General features: G+C 73.4%; 17 protein-coding genes. 2 read left to right on the forward strand and 15 right to left on the reverse strand.

The window, feature by feature from the left end; translation table 11 throughout:
- Position 1: 1 nt before the first annotated feature.
- From K6T13_RS13240 to K6T13_RS13275, 8 genes are all read right to left on the reverse strand, one after another.
- Entirely contained in the window at positions 2–448 is a 447-nt protein-coding gene (locus K6T13_RS13240; RefSeq protein WP_249423783.1) for a TadE/TadG family type IV pilus assembly protein, read from the reverse strand.
- Entirely contained in the window at positions 445–882 is a 438-nt protein-coding gene (locus K6T13_RS13245; RefSeq protein WP_222895022.1) for a hypothetical protein, read from the reverse strand. The genes K6T13_RS13240 and K6T13_RS13245 overlap by 4 nt, the downstream gene beginning before the upstream one ends.
- Positions 879–1,229, reverse strand: a complete 351-nt coding sequence (locus K6T13_RS13250; protein ID WP_249423784.1) for a TadE/TadG family type IV pilus assembly protein — start codon at positions 1,227–1,229, stop codon at positions 879–881. The genes K6T13_RS13245 and K6T13_RS13250 overlap by 4 nt, the downstream gene beginning before the upstream one ends.
- A gap of 43 nt (positions 1,230–1,272) precedes the next feature.
- The gene (locus K6T13_RS13255) at positions 1,273–1,461 is read right to left on the reverse strand and encodes a hypothetical protein (protein WP_222895024.1); all 189 of its coding nucleotides are present in this window, start codon (positions 1,459–1,461) and stop codon (positions 1,273–1,275) included.
- Between the two features lie 31 nt (positions 1,462–1,492).
- On the reverse strand, positions 1,493–2,419 hold the full coding sequence (locus K6T13_RS13260) for a type II secretion system F family protein (RefSeq protein ID WP_222895025.1): 927 nt from the start codon (positions 2,417–2,419) through the stop codon (positions 1,493–1,495).
- Positions 2,416–3,267 (reverse strand): type II secretion system F family protein, encoded by an 852-nt coding sequence (locus K6T13_RS13265; protein WP_222895026.1) that lies wholly within the window; start codon positions 3,265–3,267, stop codon positions 2,416–2,418. The genes K6T13_RS13260 and K6T13_RS13265 overlap by 4 nt, the downstream gene beginning before the upstream one ends.
- On the reverse strand, positions 3,267–4,514 hold the full coding sequence (locus tag K6T13_RS13270) for a TadA family conjugal transfer-associated ATPase (RefSeq protein WP_222895027.1): 1,248 nt from the start codon (positions 4,512–4,514) through the stop codon (positions 3,267–3,269). Before K6T13_RS13270 ends, K6T13_RS13265 begins: the two co-directional genes overlap by 1 nt.
- Before the next feature lie 179 nt (positions 4,515–4,693).
- Entirely contained in the window at positions 4,694–6,784 is a 2,091-nt protein-coding gene (locus K6T13_RS13275) for a sensor histidine kinase (RefSeq protein WP_222895028.1), read from the reverse strand.
- A 359-nt stretch (positions 6,785–7,143) separates the two neighbouring features.
- Between K6T13_RS13275 and K6T13_RS13280 the strand changes: the two genes are divergently transcribed.
- A complete protein-coding gene (locus K6T13_RS13280) occupies positions 7,144–8,742 on the forward strand; it encodes a S8 family serine peptidase (RefSeq protein WP_222895029.1) in 1,599 nt (532 codons plus the stop codon).
- Positions 8,743–8,807: 65 nt separating this feature from the next.
- On the opposite strand, the gene K6T13_RS13285 is transcribed toward K6T13_RS13280, so the two are convergent.
- Positions 8,808–9,473, reverse strand: a complete 666-nt coding sequence (locus tag K6T13_RS13285) for an NADPH-dependent F420 reductase (RefSeq protein ID WP_222895030.1) — start codon at positions 9,471–9,473, stop codon at positions 8,808–8,810.
- 158 nt (positions 9,474–9,631) lie between these two features.
- On the opposite strand from K6T13_RS13285, the gene K6T13_RS13290 reads away from it, so the two are divergent.
- Positions 9,632–10,510: an SDR family NAD(P)-dependent oxidoreductase gene (locus tag K6T13_RS13290; RefSeq protein ID WP_222895031.1), complete on the forward strand. Its 879-nt coding sequence runs from the start codon at positions 9,632–9,634 to the stop codon at positions 10,508–10,510.
- Here the strand turns inward: K6T13_RS13290 and K6T13_RS13295 are convergent.
- From K6T13_RS13295 to ligD (K6T13_RS13320), 6 genes are all read right to left on the reverse strand, one after another.
- Positions 10,425–11,606, reverse strand: a complete 1,182-nt coding sequence (locus K6T13_RS13295; RefSeq protein ID WP_222895032.1) for a HAMP domain-containing protein — start codon at positions 11,604–11,606, stop codon at positions 10,425–10,427. The genes K6T13_RS13290 and K6T13_RS13295 overlap by 86 nt on opposite strands.
- Positions 11,599–12,291 (reverse strand): response regulator transcription factor, encoded by a 693-nt coding sequence (locus K6T13_RS13300; RefSeq protein WP_222895033.1) that lies wholly within the window; start codon positions 12,289–12,291, stop codon positions 11,599–11,601. The genes K6T13_RS13295 and K6T13_RS13300 overlap by 8 nt, the downstream gene beginning before the upstream one ends.
- Positions 12,292–12,363: 72 nt before the next feature.
- Positions 12,364–12,918 carry a S24/S26 family peptidase gene (locus K6T13_RS13305; RefSeq protein ID WP_222895034.1) on the reverse strand — a complete coding sequence of 185 codons (555 nt, stop codon included), beginning with the start codon at positions 12,916–12,918 and terminating at the stop codon, positions 12,364–12,366.
- Positions 12,919–13,167: 249 nt separating this feature from the next.
- Positions 13,168–14,073, reverse strand: coding sequence for a non-homologous end-joining DNA ligase (gene ligD, locus K6T13_RS13310; protein ID WP_222895035.1), 906 nt, complete (start codon positions 14,071–14,073; stop codon positions 13,168–13,170).
- 4 nt (positions 14,074–14,077) lie between these two features.
- Positions 14,078–14,848 carry a L,D-transpeptidase family protein gene (locus K6T13_RS13315; RefSeq protein WP_222895036.1) on the reverse strand — a complete coding sequence of 257 codons (771 nt, stop codon included), beginning with the start codon at positions 14,846–14,848 and terminating at the stop codon, positions 14,078–14,080.
- Complete coding sequence (gene ligD, locus K6T13_RS13320) at positions 14,845–15,762, reverse strand: non-homologous end-joining DNA ligase (protein WP_249423785.1); 918 nt, start codon at positions 15,760–15,762, stop codon at positions 14,845–14,847. The genes K6T13_RS13315 and ligD (K6T13_RS13320) overlap by 4 nt, the downstream gene beginning before the upstream one ends.
- Positions 15,763–15,766 lie beyond the last annotated feature (4 nt).

Raw genomic sequence — 15,766 nt, forward strand, 5'->3', positions numbered from 1 at the left:
GTCAGTCCAGCCGGACGACGGCCGAGGCCTCGGCCGAGACGATGGTCCGCTCCGGCGAGCCGGGGACGGTGAGCGGAAGGTCGAGCGGCGCGCGGACCCGGAGGGTGACGCGCTCGGCCGACGCGTCGAACCCGAGCTCCCACGTGAGGCCGGGATAGGAGCCGTGGGCCCGGGTCGCGCGCAGGTGGTCGACCACGGCGGCGTGGGCGAGCGCGCGCTGCTGCTGCAGCGACTCCTGCACACCGATGCCCTCGCCGTAGAGGTGCGCCTCGTTGCGCGAGCCGGCGTCGGCGGCCGCCAGGACGGCCCCGTCGGCCACGCTGGACAGCCCCTGCCGCTGGAGGTAGGCCGCCGTCGCGTCGACCACGACACCCACCGCCATCAGCAGCACGAGCGCCAGGCCGACGATCAGCACCGTCGTCTGGCCGCGGTCGGAGCGCCGGCTCACGAGAAGTCCCGGAACTGGCCGATCGGCACGGTGTGGGTGGAGTCGAGCCGGAAGCTCGGCGCTCCGCCACCGAGCACGGCCGGGAGCAGCGGGAGCCGGACCCGCGACCAGACCTGCACCGTGATCACCGCCCCGGGGGTGTGGCACGGCGTCGCGTCGCAGCTGATGTCGAAGCGGAACTGCTGGTCGGGTCCCCCCTGGTCGACCAGGCTCTGCCGGATCGCCGAACGCGCCCGCTCGATTCCGGCGACGTCGGAGTCGGCCAGCGCGTAGGCCCGCGCGGCCGACCGGGCGGCCCCGGTCACCGCGAACGCGCCGCGCTGGACCTCGAAGACCGACAGCACGATCCACAGCACCGGCACCAGCAGCAGCACCCCCAGCCACACCACCTCCACCAGCGCGCTGCCGCCGTCGCTGCGTCGCGGTCGCCTCACGGTGCTTCCTCGACGGCGTGGCCGACCACGTCGAGACCGATCGCGGGCCCCCCGATCCCGAGCGCCGGCACGCTGGCGTGCACCACGACCTCGACCGTGAGCTGCCCGCCCAGGGAGACGGTGCGGACGTCGACGTGCCGTGCGAAACGACCCGACACCGCCGCCCCCACCTGCTCGCGCGTGCGGCGCTCACCGTCCGCGAGGTCACGGTCGAAGGCAGCCGCGTGGCGTGCCCCCTCGGCGGCGGCATTGGCCAGGGTGTTGCGGACGAAGAGCACCAGCCCCACCTGCAGCACGCCGAGGAACAACGGGATCAGCACCACCAGCACGAGGACGAAGTCGGCCACCGCAGCACCGCGAGCTGAACGGCGTACGGGGCAGAGCACGACGTCAGCTGACGGAGTTGAGCGCGGACCGCAGCAGCTCACGGAACTCGTCGCGGGCGATGCCGTAGATCAGTGCGACCAGGCCGGCGGTCATCACGGTGACCAGCACCCACCCCGGTACGTCGCCGCGATCGTCCCGCGGCGCGATCAGGGCCAGGTGGCCTCGGAGCAGCAGCTCGTTGATAGGGGTCATGCGTTCCTCTCTCGATTCGATCGACAGGTCGTCAGGGGGTGGTCAGCGACAGGCCGATGACGCCCGGCCAGAAGGCGAAGAACACCGTCACCGGCAGCACGAGGAACACGACCGGGACCATCATCAGGACCTCCTTGCGGGCAGCGGTCTCGATGAGCTCGCGACGGCCGGCCTCGCGCACGTCGGCGGCCTGGGCGTGGAGCACGTCGGCGAGCGGCGTGCCGCGCTCGACGGCCACGGCGATCCCCTGGGCGAAGCGGCAGACGAGCGGCTGCCCGGACCGGGCGGCCCACTGGTCGAAGGCGTCACCCACCGGTCTGCCGGTGCGTACGTCGGCCAGCACGCGGGCGAGCTCGCGCGAGAGCTCGCCGCCACTGCGGCGAACGACGCGGTCGAGCGCGGCCACGGGCCCCTCGCCCGCGGCGACGGCGAGGGCGAGCAGCTCTGCCACCGCAGGGAACTCCAGCAGCATGGCCCGCTCGCGGTCACGCACCTGGCTGCTCAGGTGGTGGTCGCGCCAGATGACCCCGAGCGCCAGGCCCACGAGGCAGAGCAGGGCCGAGGACAGCGGGTCGGCGCCACCGGTGAGCGACCGGACGACGCCGTAGCCGGCGGCGACGGCGAAGCCGACGAGTCCCCAGACGACCTGCTGCACCCGGAACTCGTGGACCGACTGGTCGAGACCTGCCTGCTCGAGGCGTCGCCGTACGGATGCGGCACCACCGAGGACCCGCTCGACGGCGTGGGCGGCGACCCGCAGGAGGGGGCCGAAGACGCCGCCGACCGCGCCCGTCGAGGCGAGGGGCGCGGTGCCGCCGAGCTCCGGAAGGTCGCGCAGGTAGGGCAGGACACGGATCGCGAGCTGGGGGCGTCGGATCGCCGAGACCCGCGCCCACACCAGCAGCAGTCCCGCCGCCACGACCAGACCGAGCACGGCACCCCACGACGCCAGCGTCACGTCAGCACCCGCCGTTCGACCGGGAGCCGACCGATGCGCATCATCAGCCGGTAGGCCACCACGCAGGCAGCGGCACCGGAGGCGAGAACCAGCGCGCCACCGGGTGAGGCGTAGCGCTGGATCACCGCGGTCTGGGGCGTCATGAACAGCAGCACCACCCAGGGTGCGGCCACCGCCAACCGGGCTCCGTTGACCGCCCAGGCCTGCCGGGCCTCCATCTCGGAACGGGTCCGCGCCTCGTCCCGCAGGTAGCCGGACAGGTTGCGGAGCAACCGGCCGAGCTCGCCCCCGCCCACCTCGCGGGCCAGGCGCAGCCCCTCCACCACGCGGTCGCCGACCGGGTCGGCGAGCCGGTCCTTGAGCCGGTCGAGGCACTCCCCGAAGCGGCCGGAGAGCTGGTAGTCGGTGGCGAAGGCAGCGAACGCCGGGCGCAGCGGCTCGGGTCCGCGGACGGCGAGGTTCGCGAGCGCGTCGGGCAGCGACATGCCGGCACGTACGGCGGAGGCCAGGTTGTCGACGGCCTCCGGCCAGACCTGGGCCAGCTCGCGGAGCCGTCGGCGGCCACGGGCCCTGACGACCGCGACGGGGGCACCGCCGGCGATGACGGCGAAGCTCAGGGCCACCGGCGGCGCACCCGACACCAGCTGGACGAGGACACCGGCGCCGAGACCCAGGATCAGGCACATCGCCACGAAGCTGCCGCTGCTCACCTGGTCGAGGTCGGCCCGGGCCAGCATCGTCCGCAGCCGCGGCTCGTGCGACTGCGTCCTCGTCTCGTGCGGGAGCGCCAGCGCCGACCACACGAGCAACAGGCCGACGCCGAGTCCGAGCCCGACCAGGGCGCCCATCAGCGGTCGACCTCGAGCAGCGCCTGGACGTCGATGCCGAGCCGGTCGAACCGTTCGCGTCGCGGTGACGTGCCCCGGGCTCGACGCAGCTCTCCCTGCACCGTCTCGAAGAGGGGCTCGGTCTCGATGACGTCGTTCTCGACCCGGCCGGGCACGGCGACGACCTCCTGCACCCGCCGCCGGCCGTGGTGGTCGAGCGCCAGGTGGACGACCAGGTCGACAGACGCGGCCACCGTCGGGACCACGAACCGGGCCGAGATGTTCTCCCCGGCCAGGAGGGGCAGGGTGCACATCTTGACCAGCGCCTCGCGCGCGGAGTTGGCGTGGATCGTGCACATGCCGGGCAGCCCGGCGTTGAGGGCCAGCAGGAGGTCCATGCACTCCTCGGCGCGCACCTCGCCCACGACCAGGCGACTCGGTCGCATGCGCAGGCTCTCCTTGACCAGGTCGCGCAGCGTGATCTCCCCGGTGCCCTCCAACCCGGCCTGCCGGGTCTGCATCGGCACCCAGTCGGGGTGGGGGAAGCGCAGCTCGAAGACCTCTTCGACGGACACGACGCGCTCTCCACCAGGGATCGCGGCGGCGAGCGTGTTGAGCAGCGTCGTCTTGCCGGCCTGCGTCCCACCGGCCACCAGGATGTTGAGGCCGGCACGCACCGCAGCCTGGAAGTAGGCCGCGGCCGCCGGGGTGATGCTGCCGAGCTCGACGAGCCCCTGCAGGGTCGTGGCGCGCAGCACGAACTTGCGGATGTTGACCGCCGAGAAGCCCCGGCTGATGCCCTCGAGGACTACGTGGAGCCGGTGGCCCTCGGGCAGCATCGCGTCGACGAACGGTCGGCTGATGTCGATGCGTCGACCGCTGGACTTGAGCATGCGCTCGACCAGCTCCTGAACCTGTGCGGTCGAGAGCATCAGGTTGGTCAGCTCGTGACGACCGTTGCGCGCCACGAAGACGCGGCTGGGGTCGTTGATCCAGATCTCTTCGACGGCCGGGTCGTCGAGGAAGGGCTGCAGCGGTCCGAAGCCCGACACCCGGGCGACGAGCTCACCGACCACCGAGTCAGCGTCGGTCACGGGGGCGACGACGCCGGTGAGCGAGCGCTGGTCGTGGTCGCGGACCACGTCCTCGGCCATGCGGCGCACCAGCCCGGAGTCGCGCTGCGGGTCGACGCCCTTGCGGCGTACGTGGTCGCGCAGCTGGGCGTCGAGGGTCTCGACGAGTGTCGCGTGGGCGTCGGTCACCGACATGCCAGGTCCTGTCCCGAGTGAGGTCCTTGGCCAGCAACCTAGGTCTCTTCGGCCACGATCGGGAGGGCCACCGCCAAATCTGTGGACGGTGAGACCAGCGGGACAGACGTGGTCGCCGTCCGAGCGTGGTCCCGGGTGCGGGCGGCAGCCCGAGGGACTCAGGACCGGTCGTCGAGGGCCTACCGCGGAAGGGGCAGCGCCGTCGGGTCGACGTCGCGAGCCTCGGCACCGTCCTGCGGGCCGGAGCCCTCCGGTGAGCCCGGCTCGGCCGCCAGCAGGGGCAGCCGCACCGTGAAGGTGCTCCCGGTGCCCGGCACGGAGTCGACGGCGATCGTCCCACCCATCAGGTGCGTGAGCCGGCGACAGACGGCCAAGCCGAGGCCGGTGCCCTCGTAGTGCCGGGTCGCGCTGCCGTCCACCTGGCTGAACACCCCGAAGATCTGGTCCTGGTCATCGGGCGCGATGCCGATGCCGGTGTCGTGCACGACGAGCTCGACCCCCTCGCCCGCCGGCGTCGCCGAGCGCACCACCAGGCCCACCTGGCCCTCGTGGGTGAACTTGACGGCGTTGTCGAGCAGGCTGTGGAGCACCTGGAGCACGCGACCGCGATCACCGACCACCCGACGTGGCACGCCCGGGGCCACCTCGTAGGTGAACCGGTTGCCGGCCCGCTCGGCCCGGGGCTGGTGGACGTCGGCCACCTCGGCCACCAGGGCGGGGAGGTCGAACGGCGTCGCCGCGAGCTCGACCTGGTCGGCCTCCATGCGCGCGAAGTCCAGGATCGCCTCCACGAGCTCCCGCAGCGAGCCCCCGCTGCGGAGCAGCCGCTCGAGCAGGTTGCTCTGGACCTTGTCGAGGTCGGTGTCCTGGAGGATCTCGGCGGTGGCCAGGACCGTGGCGAGCGGGGTACGCAGCTCGTGGCTGACGTTGGTGAGGAACAGCGACTTCGCCTCCGAGGCGGCCAACGCGGCATCACGGGCCACCTCCAGCTTCGCGGCGAGGGCCTCGAGGTCACTGACGCTCCGTGCCCGCTCCAGGGCTACGCCCGCGTGGGCGGCGAGTGCCTCGAAGACCTGCTGGTCCTCCTTGCCGAAGGTCTCCTTCTCGAAGGACCGGTCGCACACCACCAGCAGGTGCTGCACGGGTCCGGCGCCGCCCAGCCGAGCAGCCAACCCGTCCCGCGACGGCGATGTCGGCGTCGTACCGTCCTCGGCCTGAGCCGCCTCCTCGCGCCGGTCCCGGGGCGCGTGGTGCCGGACCGCGGCGCCGTCGAGCGCCGGCCACCACCACTCCGCCCTGGCACGGTCGGGCGGGAGGGACTCGGCACGCAGCGCACCGGCACGCACGGCGAGCCACCGCACCTCATCGGCGGCCGGCCCGGCGACCTGCACCAGGTAGGCCCGCTCGGCGTGCATGAGCGCGGCGGTCTCGTCGAGGACGACCGTGATGACCTCGTCCGACGAGGTGGCCGCAGAGGTGCGGTCGACGAAGCGGTAGAGGAGCCGGGTCTGCGCGTGGCCGCGTGCGAGCGACACGTACACCCGGTAGGCCACGGTGAGGAGCACCACCACGACGCCGAGCAGTGGCAGGGCGGTCGGCTGGACCACCACCAGGGTGGCCACCAGCAGGGCGACGCACGTGTTGACGAACGCGGCGAACGAGCCCGACACCAGCGCCTCGTGGAGCACCTCGCCGTCGAAGACGCCCTCGGTGAGGCTGATCGCAGCCGTCACGGCGGCGGCGGACATGAGGTCGGTGAGGACCACGGCCAGGATGGCGGCCGCCCAGCCGGTGAAGGACAGCGGGTCCCCGCCCTGGAGGATCGCGTGGTAGGCCAGCGCGCCCAACGCGGCCTCCAGCGCGAACATGCCGAGGTTGAAGGCCAGCTTCACCCCCCGCATCCGGGCGGCGACGACGAGCGCCAACCCCGCCCCGAGGACGTACGCCGTCACGTACTGCTGCGGCGGCAGGAAGATCAGGCCGAGCACCGCCGGGAGCTCGCGCAGCGTGTGACCGTACGCGTTGCGCTGGGTCGGCAGGTGGATGACCACGACCTCGGCGAGCGCGAAGAGCGGCACCAGGGCCAGCCACACGAGACCGGGCCGGGCCAGATCCGGTTCCTGGAGGATCCCCGGCAGCGCGAGGAGGCACGCAGCGGCTGCCATCGAGGCGGCCAGGACCCAGGTCAGCACCGGGACCAGCCGCTCAGAGCCCCGCGCGCCCGGGCGGGCCGCGTCGTCGGCGGGGTCAACCGCTGCCGACTCGACCATGCGCGCGCTCCTCGGGTGGGATGACGCACCTCGTGCGCCGACGACCTCGCCCTTCTGGGTGAAACGGTAGGCGTGAGGACGGCGCCGTGTTCGGGAATCGTCGCAACGCAGTGCCCCGACCTGCCCGGGCCCGGGACACCCGGGCACCTGGCCGGCCGTCTAGTCCGGAAGGCAAAGGCGGCGGCGTTCCCCTGTCACGCCACGGACGGGTCGAGCACCCTGCTGGCGGGTGGAGTTGGCCACCCACGACGGAAATGTGGCGGTGGGTCCCCATGTCGAGCATCACCTGGAAGCGCGTACGCGCCGGTCTGCTGGCGTCTGCGCTGGCGACCGGCCTGACGGCTGGAACAGCACCGCCCGTGAGCGCCAGCGATGGCGGGCTCCTCTCCGGCGACGGCCTCGTGGGCGGCATCCTCCCCGGCGACGGCCTGGTGGGCGGGCTCCTCGAGGGGCTCACCACGCGTGGCGGTCTCGGCGACTCCCTGTGGGGTGACGACGACAGCGGTCAGGGCACCGGAGCGGTCGTCGACGGCCGGTGGGACGGCGCCCGCGACCAGGGCTCGCTGTTCTCCCTGACCAAGCGGATCGGCGCCCACGACGCCTGGCGCCGCGGCGTCACCGGACGCGGCGTGACCGTCGCCCTGATCGACACCGGCGTGGCGCCGGTGCCGGGGCTGGACGACCCGGACCAGGTCGTCGACGGGCCCGACCTGTCCTACGAGAGCCAGCGGCCCGGCACGCGCTACCTCGACGGTTTCGGGCACGGGACCCACATGGCCGGCATCATCGCCGGCCGCGACGCGAGGTTCGACCCGCGCCGGCCCTCCCCGGAGACCTTCGCGGGCGTGGCGCCCGACGCCGAGCTGCTCAGCCTCAAGGTGGCCACCGGTGACGGGGGCGCCGACGTCTCCCAGGTCATCGCCGCCATCGACTGGGTGGTCCGCTATCGCCGCGCGCAGGGCATGAACGTGCGCGTCCTCAACCTCTCCTACGGCACCGCCTCGACCCAGTCGTGGCAGGTGGACCCGCTCGCCGCCGCCGTCGAGAACGCCTGGGACAAGGGCATCCTGGTCGTGGTGTCCGGCGGCAACGACGGCCCCGGCCACCCCCTGCTCATGCCCGCGATCGACCCGCACGTGCTCGCGGTGGGCGCCGCGGACCACGAGGGGACGGCCCTCGGTCTCGACGACAGCGTGGCGTCCTTCTCCAACAGCGGGACCCGCGCGCGGCGGCCCGACGTGCTGGCCCCCGGCAAGTCGGTGGTCTCGCTGCGGGTGCCGGGGTCCTTCGCCGACCAGCTGCACCCCGAGGGCCGCGTCCCGGGCGACCACGCGGAGCGCTACTTCCGCGGCAGCGGTACGTCGCAGGCCGCCGCGGCCACCTCGGGTGCCGCAGCCCTGCTCTTCCAGGCCCGTCCCGACCTCACCCCGGCCCAGGCCAAGGCGATCCTGATGCGGACCGCTCAGCCGCTGCTGGGCCTCGATCCGGCCCAGGGCGACGGCATGGTCGCGATCGACGACGCGGTCTCCTTCGCCCGCTCCGCCCGTTCCCTGCCCTCGGCAGCGGAACCGCGCCAGGACTCGAGCGGACGGGGCACCCTGGAGGCCACCCGGGCCGGCGAGCACATCGTCGACCCCGCCACCGGCGACGCCCTGGTCGGGGAGTTCGACGCGCTCGGCTCGCCCTGGAAGGCCAAGGCCTGGATGGCGGCGCAGGCACAGGGAAAGAGCTGGAAGCGAGGCCGCTGGAACGGGCGTGTCTGGACCGGCAGGACCTGGGTCGACAAGCAGCTGCAGGCGGTCCCGTGGACCGGTCTCTCCTGGAACGGCGTGCCCTGGAAGTCCTACGCCTTCTCCGAGGACCAGTGGGAGGCGCGCTCGTGGCGCGGCGACAACTGGGAGGCGCGCAGCTGGCGGGCCCGGAGCTGGCGGGCACGCAGCTGGCGCGGGGTGGAGTGACCTCGGCGGGAACGGAGCGCCCGTAGCCGCGAGGCGCCAGCGCTCACGACCGGGCCGGCGGTCCCTCAGCGAACGACCTTGATGTTGAACGCCGGCGTGCCGATCGCGGCCATGGTGCGCAGCCAGAGCGGGAGGTACATCTCCGGGCCGCGGGCGTTCTCGATGCCGCCGAGGTCGATCACGTCGTCGTGACCCATGGCCTGCAGCAGCCCCGTGACGACGGTCTTGGCCTCGGCGTCGTCGCCGCAGACGAAGACCGTCGTGCTGTGGCCGAGCGAGCGCGGGTCGGCCATCACGCTGGCGTTCAGCGTGTTGAGGCTCTTGACCACCCGGGCTTCGGGGTGGGCGCGCTGCACCTGCTCCCCCAGCGAGTCGGTGTCCTTCACCGTCAGGGTGGGCGGGTAGCCCACGGAGAAGTCGAGCGGGTTGGCGACGTCGAGCAGCACCTTGCCTGCGAGGTTGTCGGCTCCGGCCAGCTCGAGCACCGCGAGGCTCACGTCACCCGGGGACGCGTTGACCACCAGCTCGGCGCCGCGCGCCGCCTCGGCGAACGTCGCGAGTCCGACACCCGGATGCGACCCGTGCCAGACGGAGAACGGCTGGTCGCCCTCGGTCCGCGCGACGGTGGCCTCCGGGTCGCGCGTGCCGACCACGACGTGATGGCCGAGCTCGTCGAGCCGGGCCGCGAGGGCCCGGCCGACAGCGCCGGTGCCGAGTACTGCGATCTCCATGACATCCCCCCGCTCCTCCGGCCCCGACGGGCACGTCGCCTGTCTACGTCGCCCCCCACAGCGGGCACAAGCACCAGGTGGGGCATACCGGGACCTTCGACCCTGTCGACGCCCCGTCCGCGGTTGCCACCGTGGAGTGACGCCGGGAGGGGGTCGCGATGCGGATCAGGGGCACGACGTGGGTCGTCACCGGGGCGGGCAGCGGCATCGGCCGCGAGCTGGTGCTGGAGCTGACGGGCTCCGGGGCGCGGGTGGCGGCGGTCGACCGCGACGCGAGCGGGCTCGAGAAGCTCGCCGCCGACGCGACGTACGCCGGGCTCTCGACACACGTCGTCGACGTCACCGACCGCGCGGCCGTCGAGGCACTGCCCGACGAGGTCGTGGCGGAGCACGGCCGGGTCGACGGCCTGGTCAACAACGCCGGCATCATCCAGCCCTTCGTCGACCTCGCCGACCTCGACGACGCCACCATCGAGCATGTCCTCGACGTCAACCTGCGGGCGCCGCTGCACCTCGTACGCACGTTCCTCCCCCACCTGCTCGGCGGACCCGCCGGTCACGTCGTCAACGTCTCGAGCATGGGCGGGTTCTTCCCGTTCCCGGGGCAGACCGTCTACGGCGCCAGCAAGGCCGCCCTCAAGCTGCTCAGCGAGGGCCTCTACCTCGAGCTGCTCGACACCCCCGTCCGGGTCACCGTCGTCATGCCCGGCGCCGTCGAGACGGGGATCGCCGAGAACTCGGGGGTCTCGATGCCGGAGCCGGCGGACCGGTCGCGGATGCGCGCCATGCCGGCCCGCGAGGCCGCGGCCGCCATCCTCGCCGCCGTCGAGGCCGACCGGCTCCACGTCTACGTCGGGCGCGACGCCAAGGCGATGAACATCGCGGTCAAGGTGGCCTTCGGCCCGTCGATCCGGTTCGTGCGCAGGCGGATGCTCGAGCAGCTGCCGTCGCTCAGCGGCGGGGCATCCAGATCTCCAGGTCGGCGCCGACGAGGTCACCCGAGGTCCGGCCACCCTGCGGCTCCACCAGCCCCTTGACCGCGTCGAGGCCACGGGCGGGCGTCTGGCCGGCCACCCCCGCGGGCACGACCACCCGGACGTGGCCCGGCCCGCCCTCGAAGTAGAGCTGCACCGGCCCCTCGCCCCGCGCCACCTCGTCGAGCAGCGCCTCGAGGATCTGCTCGACCGGACCCGGCGTGAACAGCTGGTCGATCTCGCCCTCCGCCCGCGCCGTGACCGTGCGGCCGGCGTCGGCGAGCCGGTCCGACCAGCTCTGCGTGATCTGGGTGGCGAGCTCACCGAGCATCATCTGGCCGCCCTCGACCAGCGCTCCCTGCCGCGTCAGCGCCACCAGCTCCCCCGCGGCACCGCTCACGGCGTCCACCCGCGCCAGGCACCGCTTGGCGGCGTCCTTGACGTCGCGGTCGACGTCGTCGCGGGTGACGAGGTCCTCCAGCTCGAGCCGCAGCGACGTCAGCGGCGTCCGCAGCTGGTGGGATGCGTGCTCGGCGAAGTCGCGCTCGCGGGAGATCCGCGCCTCCAGCTGGGCGGCGCTGACCCGCAGGGCCTGGCCGATCGCCTGCGCCTCGGGTATCCGCGTCTCCGGCAGTCGTACGTCGAAGCGGCCACGACCCAGCGCCGCCGCCGCGTCCGCGAGCTCGCGGAAGGGTCGCGCCAGCCACCGGGCCGCGAACCAGCCGGCCAGCCCTGCGAGCAGCGCCACGAGCGCGGTCAGCACGAACAGCTCCGACAGCTCGCGGGCGTAGAGGCTGGTGACCTGCTCCGACCCGCTGCGCACCGTCAGGGCGCCGCCGTCGCCGGCCTCCACGACCGAGACCAGCAGGTCCTCGTCCACGAACTGGCGGCCGGTCGCGACGACCGACTCCCCCGACGCGGTGACGAACTCCAGCTGCGCGTCGGCACGCACCAGGCCGTCGAGGAGCACGACGTCGACGTCACGCCCCGTCGCCAGGTAGTCGTCGATGACGTCGGCCACCAGGGCGGCGTCGTTGCGCAGCTGCATCGCCTCCTGGTCGCGCAGCAGGTCACCGACGGCGCGGGCGCGCACCGCCCCCGCCATCACCAGGACGAGGACCGCCAGGAGGACGAACGCCGCTGCGAGCCGCTCACGCATCAGCCGGGCCCTCGAGGCGGAAACCCACCCCGCGGACCGCCACGATGCGTTCCTTCACGCCGGCGCCCTCCAGCTTGTTGCGCAGCCGCCCGATCGTGACGTCGAGCGTCTTCGTCGAGCCGTACCAGTTCTCGTCCCACACGTCGGCCATCAGGCGGTCGCGCTCGACCACCTTGCCGCGGTGGGCGACCAGGATCGCGAGGACGTCGTACTCCTTGCCGGTCAGCTGCACCTCGGCGTCCTCCCAGAAGACCCGCCGGGCGGCGTGGTCGATCTGCACCTGGTCGGGCCGCGGGGCGGGTTCGACGACGGTCGAGCCGGGGCCGGTACGCCGCAGCAGCGCCCGCACCCGTGCCTGCAGCTCGGCGAGGCCGAACGGCTTGGAGAGGTAGTCGTCGGCGCCGTAGTCGAGGCCCACCACCCGGTCGAGCTCGCCGGCCCGCGCGGTGACGATCATGATCGCGCCGCCGTAGCCCGAGGCGCGCGCCTTCTGGCACACCTCCAGGCCGTCCATGTCGGGCAGTCCGAGGTCGAGGATCATCACCTCGGTGGGGGTGTGCTCGACGTAGGCCAGGGCGGTCTCGCCGCTCTCGACCCGGATCACGTCGTAGCCCTCCCGCTGGAGGGTACGCACCAGCGGGAAGGCGATGTCCTCCTCGTCCTCCACGACCAGCACGCGCGTCATGGGGTCGAATATACGGGCGGGAGCACCGCTCGGGCGCCGGAACGCACCGGGTGCGGTGACCTCGCCGCTCGGTCATCGCAGCCGGGCCGGGTCCCGAGGAGACGGCCCGGACTGCGTCATCCCACCGCCCGGACCGCCACGCGGCGTACGCCGCAGCCGGCGGAGGACCGTGACGGCGGCAGCCACCATCACCGCCACCACGGCCCAGACGAGGGGGCCGGCGAGGAGCGGGACGCCGAGCCACGGCACGTAGAAGGACACCAGGGCCGGCTCGCTGTCGAGGGGCACCAGCCACGGGTCGACGCCGGCCGCGGCGTCGCCGCGCGTGATCAGCCCGTCGTCACGCACCGCGACGATGCGCCGCGTCACCCAGGTGCTGGCGTCGTCGGGGACCTGGACGATGACCACGTCGCCGGACGAGAGCTCCTCGGGCGAGACCACCTCGCCGTAGACGATCGCGCCGCGCGGCACGGTGTCGCCCATCGCGTCGTCGGGGACGGTGTGGGCCTGGAGACCGAGCGCGACCGGCGCGAGCAGCGCGACCAGGGCGAGCACCGCGACCGCGAGCAGGATCCGGGCGAGCAGGCGGCGACGACGGCCACGCCGGGGCGTCGCGGTGATCTCCATCGTCTGCATCCTCGGTTGCCGGGCTACCGGTGCGCCGGGCGGCCCTGCCACACCCTCCCCGCGGGGCAGAGCCACCCGGCAGCAGTTCCCCCCGACTGTTGCGCTCGTCCCGCCCCCCTCGCCAGGACGAGCGGCCGTTCGACCTGCGGATCCGAGGGCAGGACGATCAGCTAGTGCCAACCTAGGGAGGCCCGCCACACGTGGCCGACACGTCGCCGTGACGTCGGCGCCACAGTTCGGTAACAGCCCTCAGCCGAGGCCGTCGAGGAGGTCCCCGTGGTCGGCCACCCGCTCCAGGACCCGCTCGAACCGGAACTGCTCCAGCTCGACGGGGTCCGCGGCCCCCGCCTCGACCTCGTCCCACGCGAGCGGGGTGGCCACCCACGGCAGCTCCCGTCCCCGCAGCGAGTAGGGCGACAAGGTCGTCTTGGAGCCGGCGTTCTGCGACCAGTCGAGGAAGACCTTGCCGGTACGCCGCGACTTGGTCATGGTCGCGGTCACCTGCGTCGGGTGGGCCTTCTGGAGCTCCTCGGCCACCTCCTTGGCCAGGGCGGTGGTGCCCTCGGGATTGAGCCGGCCGGGCAGCCGCGCGTAGAGGTGGAGGCCCTTGCTGCCGCTGGTGACCGCCCACGAGTCCAGGTCGCGCTCGGCCAGCCGCTCACGCACCAGCAGCGCCACCGCCGCGCACTCGTGGAGGCCCGCCCCCTCACCCGGGTCGAGGTCGATCACGAGGCGGTCGGGGTTCTTCGGCCGACCGTTGCGCCCCACCGTCCACTGGTGGACGTGCAGCTCCAGCGCGGCCAGGTTCGCCAGCCAGGTCAGGGTCGCGAGGTCGTCGACCACCGGGAAGTCGAGGTGGTCGCCGTGACGTGACCCACCCCGAGACCCGCTCGTCGGCACCCGCGCCGTGCGCACCCAGCCCGGCGTGCCCTGGGGCGCGTTCTTCTCGAAGAAGCTCGGCTCGGCGACGCCGTGCGGCCACCGGACCCGGGTCACGGCGCGGTCCTGCAGGTGCGGCAGCAGCACCGGGGCGATCCGCGCGTAGTAGTCGAGCACCTCACCCTTGGTGGTGCCCGTGCGCGGGTAGAGCACCTTGTCGAGGTTGCTCAGCGTGAGCGTGCGTCCCTCGACGTCGACGCGGACCTCACCGGCCACGCCCTCACCGCCCGATCGCGATGACGGGGACGCGGTCCTGGTCGAGCCGGCCCATCACCCTGCGCAGGAACCACCGCGGAGCGCTCACACACCCGGCGGTCGCGCCGTCGCCGTTCACGTGCAGGAAGATCGCGCCGCCGCGGTGACGCACCTGTCGGGCGTTGAAGCTGGTGACGACCGAGAACTCGTACTGCCGCGGGTAGTCCGCGAGCCGCTCGCTCGCGTCGGGGTGGCCGGGTCCCAGCCACCACCGGAAGCCGCCCTGCGCCCTGGTCCGGAAGCGGTTGTAGTGGGCGGACTCGTTGTCGAGCACCCAGTAGTCGCCGCCGCGCACCCGGTGGTAGCTCGGGTCCCAGGACGGCCGCTTCGCGCCCATCCCGAAGGCCCACGGCAGCCGGTACGTGCCGAGCGGCGTCCTGCCCGAGCCCTGCACCCGCTGGCGCGGGCGGACCAGGCCGTTGTAGCCGATCCGCCCGTCGTGGGCACGCCACACCGCGTGCCACTGCCCCCGCTTGACCCGCCAGAACGTGACCCGGGCGTGGTGACCTCGGGTGCGGTTGACCGTGACCGCCTGCCGGGTGTTCCTGCGCAGCCGCACGGTGACCCCGTCGAGCCGCACGGTCTTCTTCCTCCCCGTCGCCGCCGGGGCACCGGTCCAGGGCCGACTCGTCGCCGTCTGATCGGTGGCGCTGTGGTTGACGGCCCGGTCGGTGGCGGCTGCCGGGGTGACGGCGAGGACGGTGGTGGCCAGGACGAGCGAGATCAGCAGCTTCACGAGAGATCCTCCGGGGCGAGGTCGGACCTGACCCCCTGGAACGACGGCTGGCGCAGGCGATCGTAGCCGAGGCCGTGGGTGTCGACGTCGACCACGACGACCGGCTCCACCCAGTGGGTCCCCGTGGCGTCGACGCGCGGCACCTCGTCGGCGAACGGGCTCCCCGTCGTCGCGAGGGGGACGAGCAGCTCCTGCAGGGCCCGGGCGGTCGCACCCGTGAGTCCGCTGCCGACCCGGCCGCGGTACATCAGCCCCTCGGCCGTCGGCTCACCCACGAGCACCGCCGCCAGCCGGTCGGTCGTGTCGACCTGCGGACGCCAGCCGCCCACCACGAAGGAGGCGCGGTGGCGGTGGGCCCGCTTGAGCCAGTCACGGCTGCGCGTGTCGAAGCGGTAGCGCGAGGACAGCCGCTTGCTGACCACACCCTCCAGCCCCTGCTCGCGGGTCGCGTCCCAGAGCATCTGCCCGTCGGCGTACGTCGCCGGCACCTGCCAGCCGCTGAGGCCGAGGTCCTCCAGCAGCTGCCGGCGCTCGGCCAGCGGTCGAGCGGTGAGGTCCTCGCCGTCGAGGCGCAGCAGGTCGAAGACCATCAGCGTCGCCGGGATGCGCTCGGCGAGCCGGAGCGCCTCGGCCGCCTTCCGGACGTGCATCCGGTGCTGCAGCACCCGGAAGTCGGGGATCCCCCGGTCGTTGAGCGCGATCACCTCGCCGTCGACGAGCAGGTCACGGCCGCCGAGAGGCGGCGTGCTGAGGTCGGGCCAGGCGGCCGTCACCACGTTGCCGTTGCGGCTGTACATCCGGGCCACGCCGTCGGTGACGTCGACCAGCACCCGCACCCCGTCCCACTTCACCTCGTGGACCCACTCCTCACCCGTGGGCGTGGTGTCCGTGGTGGTCGCGAGCATGGGGCGCATGGCG

The sequence above is a fragment of the Nocardioides coralli genome (genome assembly GCF_019880385.1).
GTDB lineage: Bacteria > Actinomycetota > Actinomycetes > Propionibacteriales > Nocardioidaceae > Nocardioides > Nocardioides coralli.

Excerpts from the sequence above, each read along its gene's own strand:
- K6T13_RS13255 (WP_222895024.1), bottom strand. The coding sequence starts at position 1,461 with ATGACCCCTATCAACGAGCTGCTGCTCCGAGGCCACCTGGCCCTGATC.
- K6T13_RS13265 (WP_222895026.1), bottom strand. The coding sequence starts at position 3,267 with ATGGGCGCCCTGGTCGGGCTCGGACTCGGCGTCGGCCTGTTGCTCGTG.
- K6T13_RS13270 (WP_222895027.1), bottom strand. The coding sequence starts at position 4,514 with ATGTCGGTGACCGACGCCCACGCGACACTCGTCGAGACCCTCGACGCC.
- K6T13_RS13275 (WP_222895028.1), bottom strand. The coding sequence starts at position 6,784 with ATGGTCGAGTCGGCAGCGGTTGACCCCGCCGACGACGCGGCCCGCCCG.
- K6T13_RS13285 (WP_222895030.1), bottom strand. The coding sequence starts at position 9,473 with ATGGAGATCGCAGTACTCGGCACCGGCGCTGTCGGCCGGGCCCTCGCG.
- K6T13_RS13290 (WP_222895031.1), top strand. The coding sequence starts at position 9,632 with ATGCGGATCAGGGGCACGACGTGGGTCGTCACCGGGGCGGGCAGCGGC.
- K6T13_RS13295 (WP_222895032.1), bottom strand. The coding sequence starts at position 11,606 with ATGCGTGAGCGGCTCGCAGCGGCGTTCGTCCTCCTGGCGGTCCTCGTC.
- K6T13_RS13300 (WP_222895033.1), bottom strand. The coding sequence starts at position 12,291 with ATGACGCGCGTGCTGGTCGTGGAGGACGAGGAGGACATCGCCTTCCCG.
- K6T13_RS13305 (WP_222895034.1), bottom strand. The coding sequence starts at position 12,918 with ATGGAGATCACCGCGACGCCCCGGCGTGGCCGTCGTCGCCGCCTGCTC.
- ligD (WP_249423785.1), bottom strand. The coding sequence starts at position 15,762 with ATGCGCCCCATGCTCGCGACCACCACGGACACCACGCCCACGGGTGAG.